Origin of the sequence: Halomonas caseinilytica (genome assembly GCF_001662305.1) — a bacterium.
In the GTDB taxonomy this organism is placed as follows: Bacteria; Pseudomonadota; Gammaproteobacteria; order Pseudomonadales; family Halomonadaceae; genus Halomonas; species Halomonas caseinilytica.
The window spans coordinates 1-20,089 of the sequence record NZ_BDEP01000017.1 but is presented as its reverse complement, the minus strand read 5'-3'; the positions used below and the strand labels follow the sequence as shown (position 1 = coordinate 20,089).

Annotated in this window: 16 protein-coding genes; 7 read left to right on the top strand and 9 right to left on the bottom strand. The window is 63.9% G+C overall.

Features of this window, described 5'->3' with window-relative positions:
* Window positions 1–36: 36 nt before the first annotated feature.
* On the top strand, window positions 37–1,911 hold the full coding sequence (locus tag A9O65_RS11885; RefSeq protein WP_064698319.1) for a glycerophosphodiester phosphodiesterase family protein: 1,875 nt from the start codon (window positions 37–39) through the stop codon (window positions 1,909–1,911).
* 168 nt (window positions 1,912–2,079) lie between these two features.
* Here the strand turns inward: A9O65_RS11885 and A9O65_RS11880 are convergent, their stop codons facing one another.
* From A9O65_RS11880 to ppsA, 4 genes are all read right to left on the bottom strand, one after another.
* Window positions 2,080–2,694 carry a LysE family translocator gene (locus A9O65_RS11880; protein ID WP_064702213.1) on the bottom strand — a complete coding sequence of 205 codons (615 nt, stop codon included), beginning with the start codon at window positions 2,692–2,694 and terminating at the stop codon, window positions 2,080–2,082.
* 117 nt (window positions 2,695–2,811) lie between these two features.
* Window positions 2,812–3,753: an N-acetyl-gamma-glutamyl-phosphate reductase gene (gene argC / locus A9O65_RS11875; RefSeq protein ID WP_064702212.1), complete on the bottom strand. Its 942-nt coding sequence runs from the start codon at window positions 3,751–3,753 to the stop codon at window positions 2,812–2,814.
* Between the two features lie 412 nt (window positions 3,754–4,165).
* Window positions 4,166–4,642: a hypothetical protein gene (locus tag A9O65_RS11870; protein ID WP_064702211.1), complete on the bottom strand. Its 477-nt coding sequence runs from the start codon at window positions 4,640–4,642 to the stop codon at window positions 4,166–4,168.
* Window positions 4,643–4,762: 120 nt separating this feature from the next.
* Window positions 4,763–7,135: a phosphoenolpyruvate synthase gene (ppsA, locus tag A9O65_RS11865; protein ID WP_064698317.1), complete on the bottom strand. Its 2,373-nt coding sequence runs from the start codon at window positions 7,133–7,135 to the stop codon at window positions 4,763–4,765.
* 235 nt (window positions 7,136–7,370) lie between these two features.
* Here ppsA and ppsR point away from each other — a divergent pair, with 235 nt between their 5' ends.
* The 5 genes from ppsR (at window position 7,371) to A9O65_RS11840 (ending at window position 13,340) form a co-directional block, all read left to right on the top strand.
* On the top strand, window positions 7,371–8,204 hold the full coding sequence (gene ppsR / locus A9O65_RS11860) for a posphoenolpyruvate synthetase regulatory kinase/phosphorylase PpsR (protein WP_064698316.1): 834 nt from the start codon (window positions 7,371–7,373) through the stop codon (window positions 8,202–8,204).
* Window positions 8,205–8,418: 214 nt separating this feature from the next.
* Entirely contained in the window at window positions 8,419–9,702 is a 1,284-nt protein-coding gene (locus A9O65_RS11855; protein WP_082920169.1) for an imelysin family protein, read from the top strand.
* 128 nt (window positions 9,703–9,830) lie between these two features.
* Window positions 9,831–11,210 (top strand): di-heme oxidoreductase family protein, encoded by a 1,380-nt coding sequence (locus A9O65_RS11850; RefSeq protein WP_074749282.1) that lies wholly within the window; start codon window positions 9,831–9,833, stop codon window positions 11,208–11,210.
* Between the two features lie 11 nt (window positions 11,211–11,221).
* Entirely contained in the window at window positions 11,222–12,247 is a 1,026-nt protein-coding gene (locus tag A9O65_RS11845; RefSeq protein WP_064698315.1) for an imelysin family protein, read from the top strand.
* Window positions 12,248–12,251: 4 nt separating this feature from the next.
* Window positions 12,252–13,340, top strand: a complete 1,089-nt coding sequence (locus A9O65_RS11840; protein WP_064702210.1) for a DUF1513 domain-containing protein — start codon at window positions 12,252–12,254, stop codon at window positions 13,338–13,340.
* A gap of 31 nt (window positions 13,341–13,371) precedes the next feature.
* On the opposite strand, the gene A9O65_RS11835 is transcribed toward A9O65_RS11840, so the two are convergent.
* The 5 genes from A9O65_RS11835 to A9O65_RS11815 form a co-directional block, all read right to left on the bottom strand.
* Window positions 13,372–14,577: a CaiB/BaiF CoA transferase family protein gene (locus A9O65_RS11835; RefSeq protein ID WP_064702209.1), complete on the bottom strand. Its 1,206-nt coding sequence runs from the start codon at window positions 14,575–14,577 to the stop codon at window positions 13,372–13,374.
* A 114-nt stretch (window positions 14,578–14,691) separates the two neighbouring features.
* Window positions 14,692–15,873: an acyl-CoA dehydrogenase gene (locus A9O65_RS11830; RefSeq protein WP_064702208.1), complete on the bottom strand. Its 1,182-nt coding sequence runs from the start codon at window positions 15,871–15,873 to the stop codon at window positions 14,692–14,694.
* Window positions 15,874–15,967: 94 nt separating this feature from the next.
* Entirely contained in the window at window positions 15,968–16,870 is a 903-nt protein-coding gene (mmsB, locus tag A9O65_RS11825; RefSeq protein ID WP_064702207.1) for a 3-hydroxyisobutyrate dehydrogenase, read from the bottom strand.
* Between the two features lie 155 nt (window positions 16,871–17,025).
* The gene (locus tag A9O65_RS11820) at window positions 17,026–18,159 is read right to left on the bottom strand and encodes an enoyl-CoA hydratase/isomerase family protein (protein WP_064702206.1); all 1,134 of its coding nucleotides are present in this window, start codon (window positions 18,157–18,159) and stop codon (window positions 17,026–17,028) included.
* A gap of 21 nt (window positions 18,160–18,180) precedes the next feature.
* Window positions 18,181–19,347: an acyl-CoA dehydrogenase family protein gene (locus A9O65_RS11815; RefSeq protein WP_064702352.1), complete on the bottom strand. Its 1,167-nt coding sequence runs from the start codon at window positions 19,345–19,347 to the stop codon at window positions 18,181–18,183.
* Window positions 19,348–19,566: 219 nt separating this feature from the next.
* Between A9O65_RS11815 and A9O65_RS11810 the strand changes: the two genes are divergently transcribed.
* A complete protein-coding gene (locus A9O65_RS11810; protein WP_064698309.1) occupies window positions 19,567–20,010 on the top strand; it encodes a MerR family transcriptional regulator in 444 nt (147 codons plus the stop codon).
* Window positions 20,011–20,089: the final 79 nt, after the last annotated feature.

Genomic DNA, 20,089 nt, shown 5'->3' with positions numbered 1-20,089 from the left:
GAGGATGCCGGGAACAAGCCGACGGAGAGGCCTGCCATGCGATCCTTGATACCGCTTAGCGGCGATGTGCTACGTACGCTTCGCGATCACCTGCGCCCGCTCATCGCCTACCATCTCTTCTTCACCCTGCTCGCTTCCAGCCTGCTGCTGCCGGCGGCCGGCTGGACACTGGCCTGGCTGCTCGGCCACCTCGGCCATCCCTTGATCTCCAATACCGGCCTGCTGGCAGCGCTGCTTGCCCCCGAAGGTCTGAGCTGGCTACTGGCCGCGATCGGCCTGACCTTCCTGGTGCTCTACCTGCAACAGGCCGGCATGACCCTGGTAGCCGTCCGCCCCCGAACCAACCACTACCGGCAGGCCTTCGAGACCCTGATGGCCTGCCTCAGACACCTGCCCGCCCTGGCCGGACTCGTCGTGCTGCAGATCGGCGCTCACCTGTTGCTGATCCTGCCATTCATCCTCGTGTTGGCAGGCCTTTACGGGCATTTCCTCGGCGGACTGGACCCTTACTATGTGCTACAGGCCAAGCCATCCGTGCTGTGGTGGTTCCTGGCCTGCGCCCTGCCCATCGTGCTGCTCTGGCTGGTCATTGCTGCCGCTCTCTATGCCCGCTGGCACCTGGCTCTGCCGGTTCTGGTGCTCGAGAATGTCGCACCGCATCGCGCTCTGGGCCGCAGCGCTCGCCTCACCCGGGGCCAGGGACGACACATCGTCGGTGCCATCCTGCTGCTCTTGCTGGCGATCCTGGTCTCTCCCTTCGCCGCCACGGCGCTCTTCGATGCCCTCTTCACGCCGCTGCTAGGTCAGTTGCCGGAACGCCAGGCCATTCTCTTGCCGGCCATGCTTGCCTATGTCGGCGCCTACATGCTGGTCACCCTGGCCATCACCTTTCTCGGTATTGCGCTCAATGCGCTGCTGGCCACCTGCCTCTACCTACGGCTGGCCCACCAGGAGCCGCGCCCGGCATCTCGCTCCGGCACCGGCCACCCCGGACGCCTGGCCTGGGCGGTCGAGATCGCCGTGGTGGCTTTCGCGCTGAGCCAGGCCTGGCTGATTCTCAATCGCTTCGAGATCCAGGAGGACGTCGAGATCATCGCCCACCGGGGCAGCTCGGCCCAGGCGCCGGAAAACACCATCCCGGCCATCGACCGGGCCATGGCCGATGGCGCCGACACGATCGAGATCGACGTACGGCTGACCCGGGACGGCAAGGTCGTCCTGCATCATGATGCCAGCCTGTCAAGGCTGGCCGGCGACGACCGCCGGATCGATGATCTCGATAGCAGCGTGCTCGAGACGGTCGACGTGGGTAGCTGGTTCGGCGACCCCTTCGTCGGCACACGCATTGCCAGGCTCGACGAGGTCCTGCAGCGCGTCCGCGGGCGCGCGCACCTGATGATCGAGCTCAAACCCTCCGCGCGCCGTGGATCGGAACTGGTCAGCGCCGTGGGACAGGTGCTGGAAGAGGAACGGCAAGCCAGGCGGTCATGCCGCCGTCAGGCAGAAGACCCGGCAAGCTGCGGCCCCGCCAATCCCTGGCACTCGGTCAGTATCGCCGCCCTGTCATACCCTTTGCTTGGCGAGGTCGAACGCCGTCTGCCCGACGCACACACGACACTGCTGGCACAACTGGTCATGCGCGGCACCCTGCCACGCCGTGGCTTCGATACGCTGGCCCTGCGCCACAACCGCATCAACCTCGACGAAGTGAAACGGGCGCGCCACCATGGCTATCGACTGCTGGCCTGGACCGTCAACGACCCGGCCCGCATGTCGCGTCTGATCGACCTTGGGGTGGACGGCATCATCACCGACCGGCCGGATCGCCTCGTCCGCCTGCTCGAGGAACGCGAAACGCTGAGCGACGGCGCCTTGATGCTGGTCAAGCTGCGTAATTGGCTGCGCGACTGACGTAGAGGCTAATGGGAAGTGCTGAATGAAGGATATCTGGACAATTTGGTTGGCAGCTCTCTACTGGGATAGGAAAGGGTTCAATAGTGTGGAAGAGTCCCATTCACCCTTTCCTCTAGATACCCTGGCCGCCAGTGCAGTGAATCTTGACCTTGGGTGACGAGCGTCTCAATTACGAGTTGCGACAGCAGCTGCAGCCCCCCCGAGGGTAATAGCACCAATCCGGTTGGCGATGCGTGTTGCTTGAGGTGTACGCAACAGAAGGCACGCTTTATGGCCGAGGAAGGTCCACGCCAGATCAATCACCGCTAGCGTGATCAATGTAACAGCTGCGAGTACTGCCCACTCTTGGAGACCTGTTGCCGAAAGATCGATCAACGAAGGCAGAAGCGCGATGTAAAATACCATAATCTTTGGATTACCCAAGGTGAGAGCCATACCTGCACAAAACATGGAAAACGGCGAAGATTGGCGGGGCAGTTCATCAGTACGCTCCCCCACAGGTTGCCGCCACATCTTGAATGCCAACCAGCATAGGTAGGCAATACCAAGCCACTTCAGAACCAGAAAACCAAATTGGAACGTTTGGGCCAGCGCAGTCAGCCCAGCCATCGCCATCGTGAGCCAAACCACTTCGCCGACCCACATAGCGGCGACAAAGGGGATGACATCACGCCACCCATTGGTGATGACACGGGAAACCAACGCTGCAATACTCGGTCCCGGAGTACCCGCGTTCAGAAGCAGAGCGCCTGCGAAAATGGTAATAGACAGCGGTTCCATATCCTTTCTCCGAAAGTCATGAGCTTGCCCCAGTCTCACCAAAACGGCGGGATTGACCGCTAATGACGCTCCAATCCAACTATTTCTGGCGGAGAGTTGTCGATCACTTCGGCTAGCTCAATAGAGTTCAACACCTAGAGACTCCTCAAGCCCTAGCATCAAGTTCAGGTTTTGCACTGCCGCACCGGATGCTCCTTTACCGAGATTATCGAGTTTAGCCATTAACAAGCCCCGAGTACCATCCTCGGACCCGAAAAGATGAAGATGAACCTCATTGCTGCCACCCAAACCATGCGGCGTCAAAAACGGCGCCGTTTCTGGATCGGTCCTGTTGAAGGGCTGGACTATCACGAAGTCCTCCGAATGATATGCCTGCTCCAGAGCATCCTGCATAAGCACAAGCTGTTCTTCATTTACCTGTGGCAATGGGATGCTTACCAACATTCCTTGGCGGTAGTTTCCGATACTCGGAATGAAGATGGGAGCATGAGCCAGACCGCTGAGCACCTGGATCTCTCGGATATGCTTGTGCTGAAAATCCAAGCCATAAGCCGCCACAGCGGGGTTCTGAGTTATTTCACTCTCATAGTTCTCGATGAGCGGCTTGCCACCGCCGGAATAGCCCGAGATGGCATTGATAGCATAGACAGCATCCGGAGGCAGAGCACCAGCAGACACCAAGGGTGCTAACATCAGAATTGCCCCTGACGCATAGCAACCGGCGTTGGCCACACACTGCGCATCAGCAATCGCGGCACGCTGCTGTTCGTTGAGTTCCGGCAACCCAAAGACCCACCCCTCGGCTGTCCGGTGGGCTGAACTTGCATCAAGCACACGACAGTCTACTGATTGTGCCAGCGCAGCCGACTCTTTCGCAGCCGCATCTGGCAAACAGAGTACTGCGACGTCAACTTCCCGCATCAAGCGACATTTTTCTTTCGCATCGCGTTTTAGCTCCGGGCCTATGCTCACGACTTCGATCTGCGGATGGCGGGCCAGGCGCTCACGCACCTGGAGTCCAGTAGTCCCCGACTCACCATCGATAAAGACACTCTTCATGATCGACCTCCTTTCCCTGTGTCAGGAGCGGGTATCCAGAAAAAATGATTTTGGCGAGCCGTTCATAGTCACTATCCGTCGTCAACCTATCAACCTTCTGACAGGCATAGGGGCGGCAGGGCCGATCCTATCAACCAGATTATCTGAATACTCTGAATAAATCACCGAGCGTAGTAAAGGCTAGGCCCGTTTCCGACGGGCCATGGCATGCCTCACATGCTTGTGGGTCACGTAAGGCGCGTCGGAGCATAGAAAGTAAGACATAACATGTCGTTAGGCGAACTCTCATGCATCGCGTACAAATCGCCAGGAGCACATTTGTACCGCATCTTGACAGGCCCGAAAGGGAGCCACCGAGGATGGCGACTCTAAACTAGCGATTTGCACGCGCAAGCGGTTAGGCAGTATCTCCCTACCGGCAGCGCCAGCTCGCCACCAGTCCCAGCACCGACATGCCGATCAAGGCCGCCGTGCCCCAGCCCAGGGCCTCGACGAGCCGATGGTAGGCAGCAGGCGCATCATGGGGGCGCGCGCCCATGCCATATTCGGCCAGTCGGGTACCGCCGTAGAGCAGCGCCGCCACCACGGCCAGCGGCCAGGCCGAACCAAGCGGCGCCAGGGCCCGAGTCAGCCACCAGGGCCCGGAACGCGGTGTGGCCTGGCGGGAAGTCGATCGACGGTGACTCGCGGTCGTCGCACGTGACGGTTTCTTTTCTTTCGTCGCTGCCTTGGCCCGGGGCTTGGCGGAACGCTTCGCACGGGCGCGATCCTGGTCGCGCCCTCTCACGCCGAGACGCCTGCCCAGCCAGCACAACATTCGCCACAGGGGCCAACCAATCAACATGCAGAGCGACAGGGCCAGCCCCCCCATCACCAGAAAATACGCCATCGGGGGTCCTTCATTACGATTGACGGGCAATGGTGCCAAAAAGCCACGCCAATGTGGACGCCGAAATGCATGACACCCGGACGGGCCGGGTGTCATGGGAAGGCGTAGATGACGTCAAGCTCAGCTCAGGGTCTCGCCGGCCAGCATGAACCAGGTCTCCAGCACCGCGTCGGGGTTCAGCGAAACGGAGTCGATACCTTGTTCCATCAGCCATTTGGCAAGGTCCGGGTGATCCGAGGGTCCCTGACCACAAATGCCCACGTACTTGCCCTGGGCCTTGCAGGCCGCGATAGCCATGGCCAGCAGCTTCTTCACCGCTGGATTCCGCTCCTCGAAGAGGTGCGCCACGATACCGGAATCGCGATCCAGGCCCAGGGTCAGCTGGGTCAGGTCGTTGGAACCGATGGAGAAACCGTCGAAGTGCTCGAGGAACTCATCGGCCAGCAAGGCATTGGCCGGCAGCTCGCACATCATGATGATCTTGAGCCCATCGGTGCCTCGTCTGAGCCCGTTGGCGGCCAGCAGCTCCACCACATCGCGGGCCTCCTCGGTCGTCCGCACGAAGGGCACCATGATCTCGATGTTGTCGAGGCCCATCTCGTCGCGAACCCGCTTCAGTGCCCGGCATTCCAGCTCGAAGCAGGGACGGAAGGCATCCGAGAGATAGCGGGAAGCCCCCCGGAAACCAAGCATCGGGTTTTCCTCGCCGGGCTCGTAGAGCTTGCCACCGATCAGGTTCTCGTACTCGTTGGACTTGAAATCCGACAGCCGCACGATGACTCGCTCCGGATAGAAGGCTGCCGCCAGGGTGGAGATCCCCTCGACGAGCTTGTCGACATAGAAGCTCACCGGATCATCGTAGCCGGCAGTACGCAGGTCGATGGTCTGCTGCAGATCGGTGGGCAGGGTGTCGTATTCGAGCAGTGCCTTGGGGTGCACCCCGATCATGCGGTTGATGATGAACTCCAGGCGTGCCAGGCCGACCCCGGCATTGGGCAGGCCGGCGAAGCTGAAGGCACGATCGGGGTTGCCCACGTTCATCATGATCTTGAACGGGATCTCGGGCATGGCATCGACGCTGGTCACGTTGCGGTCGAACTCCAGCAAGCCATCATAGACATGCCCGGTATCGCCCTCGGCGCAGGAGACCGTGACCTCGCGCCCATCGGCCAGCGCCTCGGTGGCATCGCCACAACCGACCACAGCCGGGATACCCAGCTCACGGGCGATGATCGCCGCGTGACAGGTCCGCCCACCGCGATTGGTGACGATGGCCGAGGCCCGCTTCATGATCGGCTCCCAATCGGGGTCGGTCATGTCGGTGACCAGGACATCACCGGCGAGCACCTTGTCCATGTCGTCCGGTGTGGCGACGACCTTGACCGCGCCACGCCCGATACGCTGACCGATGGCCCGCCCCGTCACCAGGGTGCGGCCCTTCTCCTTGAGCTGGAAGCGCTCGAGCTTGCCGCCCTCCTGCTGCGACACCACGGTCTCCGGACGCGCCTGCACGATGTAGAGCGCCCCATCGTCGCCGTCCAGGGCCCACTCGATGTCCATCGGGCGGCCGTAGTGGCGCTCGATGATCATCGCCTGGCGGGCCAGCGCCATGACCTCATCGTCGCCGATGCAGAAACGCCCCCGGTCGGCCAGCGGGACGTCGACGGTCTCCACCGACTTGCCGGCACTGGCATCGCCGGTGTAGATCATCTTGATCAGCTTGGAGCCGAGGTTGCGGCGCAGCACGGCGGGGCGACCGGTCGCCAGCGTCGGCTTGTGGACATAGAACTCGTCGGGATTGACCGCGCCCTGCACTACCGTCTCGCCGAGGCCCCAGGAAGCGGTAACGAAGACCGCGTCCCGAAAACCGGATTCGGTATCCAGGGTGAACATCACGCCCGAGGCACCGGTCTCGGAGCGCACCATCTTCTGGATCCCGGCGGACAGCGCCACGTTCTCGTGAGGATAGCCGCGGTGCACCCGATAGGAGATGGCCCGGTCGTTGAACAGCGAGGCGAACACCTCGTGAACCGCCCGCTTGATGTTGTCGAACCCTTCGATGTTGAGGAAGGTTTCCTGCTGGCCGGCGAAGGAGGCATCCGGCAGGTCCTCGGCGGTGGCGGAGCTGCGCACGGCCACCTTGAGGTTGGGATGCCGGGCCTGCAGCTGTTCGTAGCTGTCGCGCAGCGCCTGCTCGAAGGCCGGGGGCAACGGCGTGTCGATGACCCACTGGCGAATCTCCGCGCCGGCCTCGGCCAGCTCGGTGACATCGTCGATATCCAGCGTGGCCAGGCGCTGATTGATGCGCTCGTTGAGGCCTTCATGGGAAAGGAATTCGCGGTAGGCGTGGGCCGTGGTGGCAAACCCGCCAGGCACGGTAACCCCGGCTCCGGCAAGATTGGAGATCATCTCGCCGAGCGAGGCATTCTTGCCCCCCACCCGCTCGACATCGTCCATGCCCAATTGATCGAACCACAGAATGTAATCGTCCACGCAACCCCCTTGGATGTCGACGCCTGATAGCCCATGACACGCCGTCATGAATAGATGATCGCGACTCTACCAGCGGGTCGCCATATTCGCCATTGGTCTAACATCGAAGTCATTGGAGGTTTTTTACAACATCGCCCCTTCCCGTGCCTTTCCTGTAGTCGACCGGCTTGTGCGTCATCTCGGGTAGCCCGACAATGGGGCGCACCGACCGACAACCCATCGCATCGAGCCGCCCATGACACGCACCGCCTTCTTCATCTCCGACGGGACCGGCATCACTGCCGAGAGCCTCGGCCGCAGCCTTCTCGCGCAATTCGAGAACGTCGAGATCCACATGATCACCAAGCCTTACATCGACAGCGTCGAGAAGGCTCACCAACTGGCCGCCATCATCGAATCCACGGCGGTCAAGGACGGCGAACAACCGATCATCATCGACACCATCGTCGACAGCCAGATCCGCGATGTCATCCGTGATGCCCCGGGCTTCAAAGTCGACATCTTCTCCACCTTCCTGGAGCCGCTGGAACAGGAGCTGGCGACCCACTCGTCCTACAGCGTGGGGCGTACCCACGCCATCGGCAGCGACGACGTCTACATGGACCGCATCCAGTCGGTGCATTTCGCCCTGGACAACGATGACGGCGCCCGCACCCACCAGTACGACCAAGCCGACATCATCCTGGTCGGCGTGTCACGCTGCGGCAAGACGCCTTCATCGCTCTACCTGGCCCTGCAGTTCGGCATTCGCGCCGCCAACTACCCGCTCACCGAAGATGACCTCGACGAGACCGGCAAGCTCAAGCTGCCACGGGCGCTCGAACCGCATCGCCACAAGCTGTTCGGCCTGACCATCGACCCGAGGCGCCTGGCAGCCATCCGGCACGAACGTCGCCCCAACAGTCGATACAGCTCGATGGATCAGTGCGTCCAGGAGGTCACCCAGGCCGAGGCGCTCTATCGTCGTATGCACATTCCCTTCATCGACACCACGCGTTTCTCGGTCGAGGAGATCTCCACCCGCATGATCGCCGAGACGGGCATCAACCGTCGCTTCTCGCCCCGCTAGCACAGCACGGGGCACGCATCGCGAGCCACGGTCTTCCCTGGGTGCTGTCTCTCGTCACTGGTGGCCCGCCACTAAATAACAGAGCATCTCATTCGTATTCATTGGCGAGATTGGTTATCGTTCCACTATATTGTGATCACTGACGGGGCATCGACCCTGCCCATCCCCTGATCGCCCGAACGCTCACGCGCTGAATTCGAACAAGGATGCCAATATGCCAACCCGCTTCGCGCCACGCCCCCTGCCCTGCGTCATCGCGCTGGCCACTCTCTTCCCGGCCGCCGCCATGGCCGCCGACGGCAAGATCACCGCCGAGCAGGTCGTCGGCCATTACGCCGACCTGGCACATGCCAACTATCAGGATGCCCTGGTTGCCGCTCGCACCCTCGACGAACGCATCGACGCTCTGCTCGCCGAACCGAACGACGCGACCCTCGCGGCCGCACGTCAGGCCTGGCGCGAGGCGCGTATCCCCTACCAGCAAAGCGAGGTCTTTCGCTTCGGCAATGCCGTGGTCGATGACTGGGAAGGACAACTCAACGCCTGGCCCCTGGACGAGGGCATGATCGACTACGTCGCCGGCGACGACTATCAGCACGAGCTGGGCAATGCTGGCGCCACCGCCAACATCATCGCCAACGAGCGCATCCAGGTAGCGGGCGAGAGCCTCGACGTCAGCGAGCTGACGCCCGAGCTGCTGGCCGATCTCAACGAGATCGGCGGCTCCGAGGCCAATGTCGCCACCGGCTACCACGCCATCGAATTTCTGCTCTGGGGGCAAGATCTGCACGGCTTCGAGGCCGGCAACGGCGAGCGCCCCGCCAGCGATTACATGAGCGGCGACGCCTGCACCCATGGCCACTGCGACCGACGCGGGGCCTATCTCGACGCCGCGTCGGACCTGCTCGTCGACGACCTCGAGTGGATGGTGGCCCAGTGGGCGCCGGATCAGGACGACAACTATCGTCAAGCCCTGCTGGCCGAATCTCCCGAGGAAGGTCTGCGGCGCATGCTGTTCGGCATGGGCTCGCTGTCGCTGGGCGAACTGGCCGGCGAACGCATGAAAGTCGCCCTGGAGGCCAACTCCGTCGAGGACGAGCACGACTGTTTCAGCGACAACACCCACAACTCCCACTACTACAACGGCCAGGGCATCCAGAACGTCTACACCGGCACCTACCAGCGCCTCGATGGCTCGACCCTGGAAGGCCCCGCCTTGTCCGACCTGGTCGCCGCCGAGGACAGCACACTCGACGCAACCCTGACCGATCAGCTCGCCAACAGCATGAAGGAGCTCGACGCCCTCAAGCAGGCCGCCGAAGCCGACCAGGCGCCGATGGCCTTCGACATGATGATCGCTCCCGGGAACGAACGAGGCGCCGAGCTGGTCAACAACGCTATCCTGGCGCTGGTCACCCAGACCGGTTCCATCGAGAAGGCGGCAGGCGAACTCGGCGTGAACTCGCTGCAGTCGGACGATGCCGGACACACTTTCTGACATGCCTTTCGAGTAACATCGTGTCCGAAGACCACCGACATCGTGTGTTTTGCCCGGTCGCCGACAGTCCCGCTGACGGCGGCCAATGTCGTGACGGCAAGGCCCCCTTGCCCTGTCCCGCACGCTCACTGCTCGCCTTTCTGATCCTGGCCGGCCCCGGCCTGGCCAACGCCGCTCCACCTCCCATCCAGGAAACCCCCATGACCGGCGGCGACGGCACGGTACAGCAGTTCGATCACAACGCATTTTCCCTGCCGCTCGACACCATGCCCATGACCCGGCGTCTCGACTTCAGCGTCGGCAACAGCTTCTTCCGCAACTCTTGGGTAGAGGCACCGGCCAGCACCGCGGCACGGGATGGTCTGGGCCCCCTGCTCAACACCAACAGCTGCCAGGGATGCCACATCAAGGATGGCCGGGGCCACCCGCCGAGTGGCGATGAGCGCGCCGTGTCGCTCTTCCTGCGTCTCTCGCTACCTCCCGAGAGTGTCGATGACGAGACCCTGACGCGCTTCGGCGTGGCCCCCGTTCCCGGCTATGGTCGCCAATTGCAGACTGCCGCCATCTCCGGTGCCGACCCCGAAGGCGACATGCAGCTGCACTACACCAAGCGCGATGTACGCCTCGACGACGGTGAGGTCGTCACCCTGCGCGAACCGCATTACGCCATTGGCTCTCCCGCTTACGGCCCGCTGCCCGACGACCTGCAGATCTCGCCACGCGTGGCACCGCCGATGATCGGCCTGGGCCTTCTCGAAGCGCTGCCTGCCGAGGCCCTCATCGCCGCCGCCGACCCCGACGATACCGATGGCGATGGCATCTCCGGGCGGGTCAATCGGGTATGGGATGAACGCCGAGGCGACACCGTCATCGGGCGCTTCGGCTGGAAGGCGGGTGAACCAAGCATCGAGCAACAGAGCCTGCATGCCTTCGCCGGCGACATGGGACTGACCTCGAACCTCGTCCCCGTGACCGACTGCATGCCCAGCCAGGCGTGCGATCGCTTTCCCGACGGCGGCACGCCCGAGGTCAGCGACAGGATTGCACGCTTCGTGACTTTCTATGCCGGCAGCCTGGCCGTTCCGGCCCGTCGCGACATGGACGATCCTCGAGTACTGGCCGGCGCCGAGACCTTCAACGAGATAGGCTGTGCCAGTTGCCACACGCCTCGCCATGAAACGCCGCCGGATACCGAACGCGCCGCCCTGGCCGATCAGACGATCTGGCCCTACAGCGACCTGCTGCTGCACGACATGGGCGAAGCACTGGCCGATGGCCGTCCCGAGTTCGACGCCAGCGGCAGTGAATGGCGCACGCCCCCACTATGGGGCATCGGCCTGGCTCGGGAGGTGAACCCGCGCGCAGGCTTTCTCCACGACGGCCGCGCGCGCACCCTGGAGGAAGCCATCCTCTGGCATGGTGGCGAAGCCGAAGCCAGCGCCGACGCCTACCGTGACCTGCCGGCCGAACGCCGCGACGGTCTGATCCGCTTTCTCGAATCCCTGTGAAGGAGACTTCCGTGTTCAAACGTCTGGGCCGACTCGGCCTCGCCGCCCTGACCCTGGCCACCGCTCCCTTGCTGGCCGACGACGATGCCCCGCAGGCTCGGGAGCGCTGGCACCAGGCCATCGATCAACGCTATGGCGTCCTCGTCGACGCGAGCGAACGCCTCGAAGCCAGCGCGGACCGGTTCTGCGAGCAGCCCGACACGTCGCATCGCCGGCGGCTGACCCAGGACTGGCTGGAGGCTTACCAGGCCTGGCAGGCCGTGCGCTTCGTCGACTTCGGTCCCATCGAGCAGCAAAGCCGTGCCTGGCAGCTCCAGTTCTGGCCCGATCGCAAGAACCTGGTCGGACGCAAGATGCAGGCCTGGCTCGCGGCCGACCAACCGCCTTCCGCCGAACAGATCGCCGACGGCAGCGTTGCCGCCCAGGGATTTCCTGCCCTCGAGTACCTGCTCTTCGATGACGCCATGCAGGATGACGAGGCCCTGACCCACCCCGTCGCCTGCGGCCTGATGCGGGCCATCGCCAACCACCTGGCGGATGGCACCAGCGCCCTACGCCGCGATTGGCAACGTTTCGGCGACCACTATCGGCACACCGCCAGCTATACCGGCGCCACCCTGCACGGCGCCCTGCTGGCCCTGGAGACCCTGGAGGACAAGCGCCTGGGCAGTCCCATGGGGCTGACCGGCGGGGCTCCCAACGGCTATCTGGCCGAAGCCTGGCGCAGCGGCCGTTCGATTCGCCTGATCGAGGGCACCCTGCACGGGCTGGAAGATACCTTCCTCCCGGGCCTGAAGACGCTGCTGGCCAGACGCGGAGAAGCCGCGCTGGCCGACGACTTCCGGGAAGCCCTGGACCGGACACGCCGTCGAGCCGCCAAGATGTCGTCCGGGCTGGCCCCGGCGCTCGACGACGGCGCCGCCTTCAGCGAATTGCAGGGACTCCATGTCCAGATCGGCCAGTTGCGCCATCAGCTCGAGGAGATCGGCGGCACCCTGGGGCTGGCGAGAGGCTTCAACGCCAGCGACGGGGACTGACGCGATGCGCAGGCGAGAACTTCTCAAGACGGTCGCCGGGCTCGGGGCCTTCGCCCTGCCTGGCCTGGGATGGACCCTGCCGGGCTGGCCTCGGGCGAGTTGGGTGTTCAGCGCCGTGGACGATACCGAGGGTCGCCATTATCTCCAGGCCGTCTCGATCGAGGCGGGACGCGCCTTTCGCATCGCGGTCCCGGAACGCTGCCACGGCGGCTGCCTGCGTCCCGGCAGCACCCAGGCGGTGCTCTTCGCCCGGCGCCCGGGCCGTTCGCTGCATGTCATCGACGGCGATGCCCGAGCCGAAGTCGCCCGGGTCGATGCCGGCCCCGGGCACCATTTCTACGGCCATGGCGTCTTCGAGACGAGCGGACGCTACCTCTACGTCACCGCCAACCGCATCGAAGACGCCGCGGGACTGGTGCGCGTCTACGACGCCGAACGAGACTATGCACATTGCCATGACCTGCCCCTGGATGGCATCGGGCCTCACGAACTGCGCCTGATGCCGGACGGCCGCACCCTGGCCATCGCCCTTGGCGGCATTCGTACGCATCCCGATTATGGCCGCGCCAAGCTCAATCTCGACGTCATGGCGCCGGCACTCATGCTGTTGGACCGCGAGAGCGGCGAGATAACGGCTCGCCACTCGCCCAGCCACCACCAGCTCAGTTGCCGACATCTCGATGTGGCCACCGACGGCACCGTGATCGCCGGCTATCAGTACCAAGGGGCGGAATGGGAACGGCGGCCCTTGCTCGCACGCTTGTCCCCTCAAGGCGACTTCACCGAGATCGAACTGCCCGGCCCGCTCACCGACGAGCTGCGCCAGTACACGGCCAGCATTGCTATCGCCCGGAGCACACCCCGTGCGCTGATCACTGCCCCGCGCGGTCACCGTGTGCTATTGATCGACAGCCGGGATGGCCGGCTACTGGCCAGCCACCACCTGCCGGATGCCGCTGGCGCCCGCTGTGACGGACAGGGCGACTTTCTGGTCTCCTCTGGCCGCGGCGGTCTTTACCGGGTTGGCGGCGACGGCAGCGCACCACAGGCTCTCGAATCACTGGCCATCCGCTGGGACAACCACCTGACCTGAACGCCCCCGGCGCCCTCGCGCTGGGCTAGCATCACCGTACGATACCGCGCCGTCTCAGTTCGTCGATCTCCTCGACGGAAAGCCCCATCTCGGCGAGCACGGCGTCGCTGTCCTGGCCAAGCACCGGCGGCGGTGTATCGCTGGTGGCGCTTCTGCCATCGAAGCGCAACGGGTTGGCCACCTGGGGCAGGCTCTGGCCCTGTCGCGAGAGCTCCCGGTACAAGCCACGGTGACGAACCTGGGGGTCGGCAAAGGCCTCGCTGAGGGTATTGATGGGACCGGCCGGGATGCCCAGCGCCTCCAGGTCGGCGAGCCAGGCATCACGCCCTCGCGTCAGGAAGACCGAGGCAATCTTCGGCACCAGCACATCGCGATGCGCCACCCGGGCGGCGTTGGTGGCGAAGGCCGGATCCTCGGCCCATTGCGGATGCCCCAGCAGGTTTGCCAACCGAGCGAACTGGGTGTCGTTGCCCACCGTCAGAACCAGGTGGCCATCGGCGCAGGCGAAGGCCTGATAAGGCACGATATTGGGGTGGGCATTGCCGTGACGCACGGGATCTTCCCCCGTCACCAGGGCATTCAAGGCCTGGTTGGCCAATGTCGCCAGCTGAACGTCGAGCAACGCCACGTCGATGTGTCGCCCGACACCGGTCGCGCGACGCTCGTGGAGCGCGGCCAGTACCCCGATGGTCGCGTAGAGGCCGGTCATCACATCGGTGATGGCCACGCCCGTCTTCATCGGCATGCCATCGGGCTCGCCGGTCAAGCTCATCAACCCGCCCATGGCCTGGATCATGAAATCGTAGCCGGCCCGTCCGGCATAAGGGCCGTCCTGACCGAATCCAGTGATCGAACAGGCGATCAACCGCGGATTGCGCTCGCGCAGGCTTGCCGGGGCCAGCCCGTACTTGGCGAGACCGCCGACCTTGAAGTTCTCGAGCAGCACATCGGCCCCGGCGGCCAACTCCCGAACCAGTGCCTGCCCCTCTTCGGTGGCGATATCCACGGCCAGCGAACGCTTGCCACGATTGGCAGACAGATAATAGGCGGCCAGCCGCTCGGCGTTTGCCCCGCCTTCCCACCAAGGCGGCCCCCAGCCACGGGTATCGTCCCCACGCTCGGGATGCTCGATCTTGATGACTCGGGCACCCATGTCGGCGAGCAACTGGCCTGCCCAGGGGCCGGCCAGCACCCGTGACATGTCCAGCACCACAACGCCTTCCAGCGGTCCGCTCATGTTGGTTCCTTGCAGAATTGCAAGAGAAGGTCTCTTGCCAACGTCAGAAGAGGCATCGCTCACCGCTCTCAGGTTTCGAACAGTCGGTGAGCGAAGGCAGTTTTCAGACAATGCCTAACCGGTGAAGGCCTGCAGGCCGGTCTGCGCCCTGCCCAGGATCAACGCATGCACATCGTGGGTGCCCTCGTAGGTATTCACCGCCTCGAGGTTCATCACATGGCGGATCACATGATATTCGTCGCTGATGCCATTGCCGCCGTGCATGTCCCGGGCCTGGCGGGCGATGTCCAGCGCCTTGCCGCAGTTGTTTCGCTTGATCAGCGAGATGACCTCGGGCACCAGTTGGCCTTCGTCGATCATGCGCCCGGCCCTCAAGGCAGCCTGAAGCCCCAGCGCGATCTCGGTCTGCATGTCGGCGAGTTTCTTCTGGATCAACTGGTTGGCGGCCAGCGGGCGACCGAACTGCTTGCGCTCCAGGGTATAGTCGCGCGCGGCGTGCCAGCAGGCCTCGGCCGCGCCCATGCTGCCCCAGGCGATACCGTAGCGAGCTCGGTTGAGGCAGGAGAATGGCCCCTTGAGGCCGGTCACGCCGGGCAACCGCTGAGCGTCGTCAACCTCGACGTCCTGCATGGCGATCTGGCCGGTCACCGAAGCACGCAGGCTGAACTTGCCCTCGATCTTGGGCGCCGACAGGCCTTCCATGCCCCGTTCGAGGATGAAACCGCGCACCAGGCCCTCGTTGTCCCGCGCCCAGACCACGAAGACATCGGCGATCGGCGAGTTGGTGATCCATGTCTTGGTGCCGTTGAGCCGCCAGCCGTTCTCGGTGCGTGTGGCGCGTGTGGACATGCTGCCGGGGTCCGAGCCGTGATCCGGCTCGGTGAGGCCGAAGGCGCCCACCCATTCGCCACTGGCCAGTCGAGGCAGGTAGCGGTCCTTCTGAGCCTCGCTGCCGAAGGCATGGATGGGGTACATCACCAGGCTGGACTGCACGCTCATGGCACTGCGATAGCCGGAATCGACCCGCTCCACTTCGCGGGCAATCAGTCCATAGCTGACGTAGTTCATGCCCGCGCAGCCATAGCCGTCGATGGTGGCGCCCAGCAGGCCCAGCTCGCCCATCTCGGTCATGATCTCGCGGTCGAAGCGCTCGTGCCGATTGGCCTCCAGCACCCGAGGCAGCAACTTGTCCTGGCAATAATCGCGGGCCGTCTGCTGGACCAGCCGCTCCTCCCCGTCGAGCTGGTCGATCAGGCGGAAGGGGTCGTCCCAAGTGACGGGGGTGATCTGGCTCATAGGGCGCTCCAAAAATATCTACATTTTTATATAATGTAGATTGAAATGCCGCCGCTGCCAACCCCGGAACGCCCCTTTCCGCGTGGCGACGCGATCAGGCGTCGTCCTCACCGGCCCGGTAGAGTGTCTGGATGCTGGAGAAGTCCAGCCCGCCATTGCCCTGGGCACTGTGCAGGGCAAAGAGGTTGCGGGCCTGAGAGCCCATGGGCACGCCGGCACGCGTCTTGAGCGCCAGTTCCCAGGCCAGTCCCAGGTCCTTGGCCATGAGGTCGGTGAGAAAGCCGCCCTGATAGTCCCGGGAAGCCGCTGAGCCTTCCATCACACCGGGCCAGGGATTATAGACATTGAGCGCCCAGTTGCCGCCGCTGCTCTGCTTCATGATCTCGGAGAGCACCGCCGGATCCAGGCCGTTTTTCACGCCGAGCGCGAGCGCCTCGGCGGTCCCGCTCATCAGGATGCCGAGCAGCATGTTGTTGCAGATCTTGGCCACCTGGCCGTCACCGATCCGGCCGGCATGGAAGATATTGCGCCCCATGCACTCGAGCACGGGCCGGGCCTGTTCGAAGCCCGCCTCGTCACCGCCGACGATGAAGGTCAGCGTGCCGGCCTTGGCGCCACCGATACCACCGGATACCGGCGCATCCAGGTAGGTCAGGCCACGCTCGGCGGCCGCCTCGCCGACGACACGGGCATCGTCGGGCGAGATGGTCGAGGCATCAATGATCAACGGCTTGTGGTCGAGAGAATCGAGCAGGCCCTGGCTGTCGGCGCCCAGATAGAGTCCTCGAACGTGCACGCCGGCGGGCAGCATGGAGATGACCACCTCGGCTTCCGCGCAGGCCGCCTCGGCACTCTCGGCACGGCGCGCGCCTTCCTTCTCCAGCGCCGCCATGGCGCTCTCGACGAGATCGAAGACCACGACCTCGTGGCCAGCCCCGACCAGGTTGGTGGCCATGGGCGTGCCCATGTTACCGAGTCCGATGAAGGCGATTTTCATGGCACTGCTCCTCGATCATTGGTGAGTCTTTTATTGGATTCGTCCGCCAGTTCCAAAGCACTGTCTTAAAAGTCGACGGAAGCGCTACCTTAAAAGTCGGCGAGCGAAGTGGGCTTTCCCGGCGCCCACTACCGTTGAGCGTTTGAAATGCGCTCTTATTGGATTCTCTGCCCAACTCCCAGATCCCTCAGGGGATGATGTTCGTCATCCCAGGGCGACCTCATGAGTGCCTGCACCTCCGCCTCCGGCACACTGGCCACATCACGATGGGACCAGCGGGGCTGCTTGTCCTTGTCGATCAACAGCGCCCTCACCCCCTCGGCGAGATCGCCGCGATGGCAACATTGCACCGACAGCGCCAGTTCGTCGCGGAAGGCATCGGCCAGGCTGCCGTGACGATGGCGTTCCAGCATGCGCCACACCAGATGCGCGGTCAGCGGACAGCCGGTTTCCAGCCTGCCCCGGTTGGCGGCCAGCCAAGCATCGTCACGATCATCGGCCAGCAGGTGATCCACCGCCTCGACCACGTCGCTGCGATCGACCATGGCCTGGAGATGGTCGCGATGTCGACACACTCGCCCTTCGGGCGCTTGCTGGCGATCCTCGAAGCGATCGAGCACCTGCATCACGGTACGGCGGCAGGTCGGCACCTCGCGTTCGCCATAATCGGCCTCGGTCAGGGCCCCGAGCAGGTCGTCGCGACGCTCCCGCGGCACGAAACGATCTCCCAGCCCCAGGTCCAGCGCATCGCGGGCATTGAGCTGGGCGCCAGTCAGGCCGAGATAGGCGCCGATGCCCTTCGGCATGCGTCCCAGGAACCAGCTGGCACCGATATCGGGGTACAGGCCGATGGTGATTTCCGGCATGGCGATGAGCGTCGTCTCGGTGACCAGCCGCTGGAAGCCGCCGACCACCAGGCCGAGGCCGCCGCCCATGACGATGCCGTCGCCCCACACCAGCAAGGGCTTGGGATAGGTATGGATGCGATGATCGAGACGGTACTCGGCAGTGAAATAGGTCGCAGGGAAATCCGACTGGCTCGTTTCCTGAAGGGCGCGATACAAGGCCACCACATCGCCCCCGGCGCAGAAGGCCTTGTCGCCACTGCCCTCGAGCCAGACGGCCACCACCCCGGGATCCACCGCCCAGGCATCGAGCTTGTCGGCCACTAGCTGGATCATCTCCAGCGACAAGGCGTTCAGGGCCTTGGGCGCGTTGAGCCTGGCCACGCCGATACGTCCGCCGCCACGCGTGGGCAGTTCATCGAAGCAAACCGCGAGGTCCGTCATCGCTGTTCTCCTGGTGTCCGGTTATTGAAGCGACTCGATGACGCCATCGGCCAGCAGCCGACGAGCGGCGATCAAGCGCATGATCTCGTTGGTTCCCTCGAGGATCTGGTGCACGCGGGTGTCGCGCACCAGGCGCTCCAGGGGATACTCCCGGATGTAACCATAGCCGCCATGCAACTGCAGGGCCTCGTTGCAGACATTGAAGCCGACATCGGTGGCGAAGCGCTTGGCCATGGCGCAATGCGCGGTGGCCTCGGGGTCGTTCTGGTCGAGCCGCCAGGCGGCGTGGCGAACCATCAACCGGGCGGCAGTCAGGTCGCTTGCCATGTCGGCAATCTTGAACTGCAGCGCCTGAAAGGAAGACAGCTCGCGTCCGAACTGCCTGCGCTCGGCCAGGTAGTCCCTCGACAGCGTCAACGCCTGCTGGGCGGCCCCCAGCGAACAGCTGGCGATATTGAGCCGGCCGCCGTCCAGCCCTTTCATGGCGAACTTGAACCCCTCGCCCTCGTTGCCCAGCCGATGGCCGACCGGCACGCGCACGTCGTCGAAGCTGACCAGCCGCGTGGGCTGACTCTTCCAGCCCATCTTCTCCTCGTTCTTGCCGTATTCGATGCCCTCGGCATCCGCCGGCACCAGCAGGGCCGAGACACCACCCGCCCCGCTGTCCGGCTCGCCGGTGCGGGCCATCACCACCAGCACTTCCGTGGCACCGGCACCGGAGATGAACATCTTCGAGCCGTTGATGACATAATCATCGCCATCCCTGACCGCCCGCGTCCTGAGGCTGGCGGCATCGGAGCCGGCTCCGGGTTCGGTCAGGCAGTATGAGCCCAGCGCCTCACCAGCTATCATGGCCGGCACATAACGCGCCCGCAGGGCGTCGTCGCCCCAGCTCGCGACCATCCAGGTCACCATATTGTGAATGGTGAGATAGGCGGTCGTGGATACGCAGCCCTGGGCGAGCTGCTCGAAGATCAAGGAGGCCTCGAGCCGCGACAGGCCGAGCCCGCCGTGCTCTTCGGGCGTATAAATGCCGAGAAAGCCCGCCTCACCCGCTCGACGGATCACGTCCACCGGGAAATGCGAGTGTGCGTCCCACTCCGCGGCATGCTCGGCCAGCTCGGCCCGGGCGAAATCGGCGGCGGCGTCGGCCAACGCCTTCTGGTCTTCGGTCAGCGCAAAATCCATGGGGAACCTCTCGTCGAACGGCAGTGGCATGCGGGGTCGGTGATGAATGCCCACCATGCCGAAAACCGGCTTTCCAGCCTGGCGAGGCATCAACCTAGCACTTGCTAGGTTTATCCCATATCACCCCATGGTCGAACAAGCACTTTACGTTAACGTAAACCTCGTCTAGGGTTGCCAAACGAGGCGGGAAAGTCGCCCGGCTACAGGAAATGACGTCATATGAGTCGATCGCCATCTCAGGATCTCGATGAACATGCCGATGCCTTGCCTCGGCAGCAACGTACTTACAGCATCGGTGAATTGGCCAGAATGTTCGAGGTAACTCCTCGCACCATCCGCTTCTATGAACAGGAAGGCCTGCTGGCCCCCTCACGGCAAGGCCAGAAGCGCATCTACCGTGAAAAGGACCGCGTCCGGCTCAAGCTGACCTTGAGGGGCAAGCGTCTGGGCTTTTCGCTGGCGGAGATCCGCGAGGTGGTGATGATGTACGACGCCATGCCCGACGGTAACGCGCGCCAGCTCAAGCGCCTGCTCGAGATTCTCGAGGAGAAGCGCGCCAACCTCGACCGTCAGATGGAGGACATTCGCCTGATGCGCCTGGAGATCGACGACGTGGACCAGCGCGCCCGGGACGTCCTGCGGCAACTGGGGGAAACAAGCTGAAAGCTAGATCATAGCTGGAAGAGCGCCGCTTCGCGGCTGGAAGCTAGAAGCTGGATGAAAAAGGCTCTTCATCTATTTC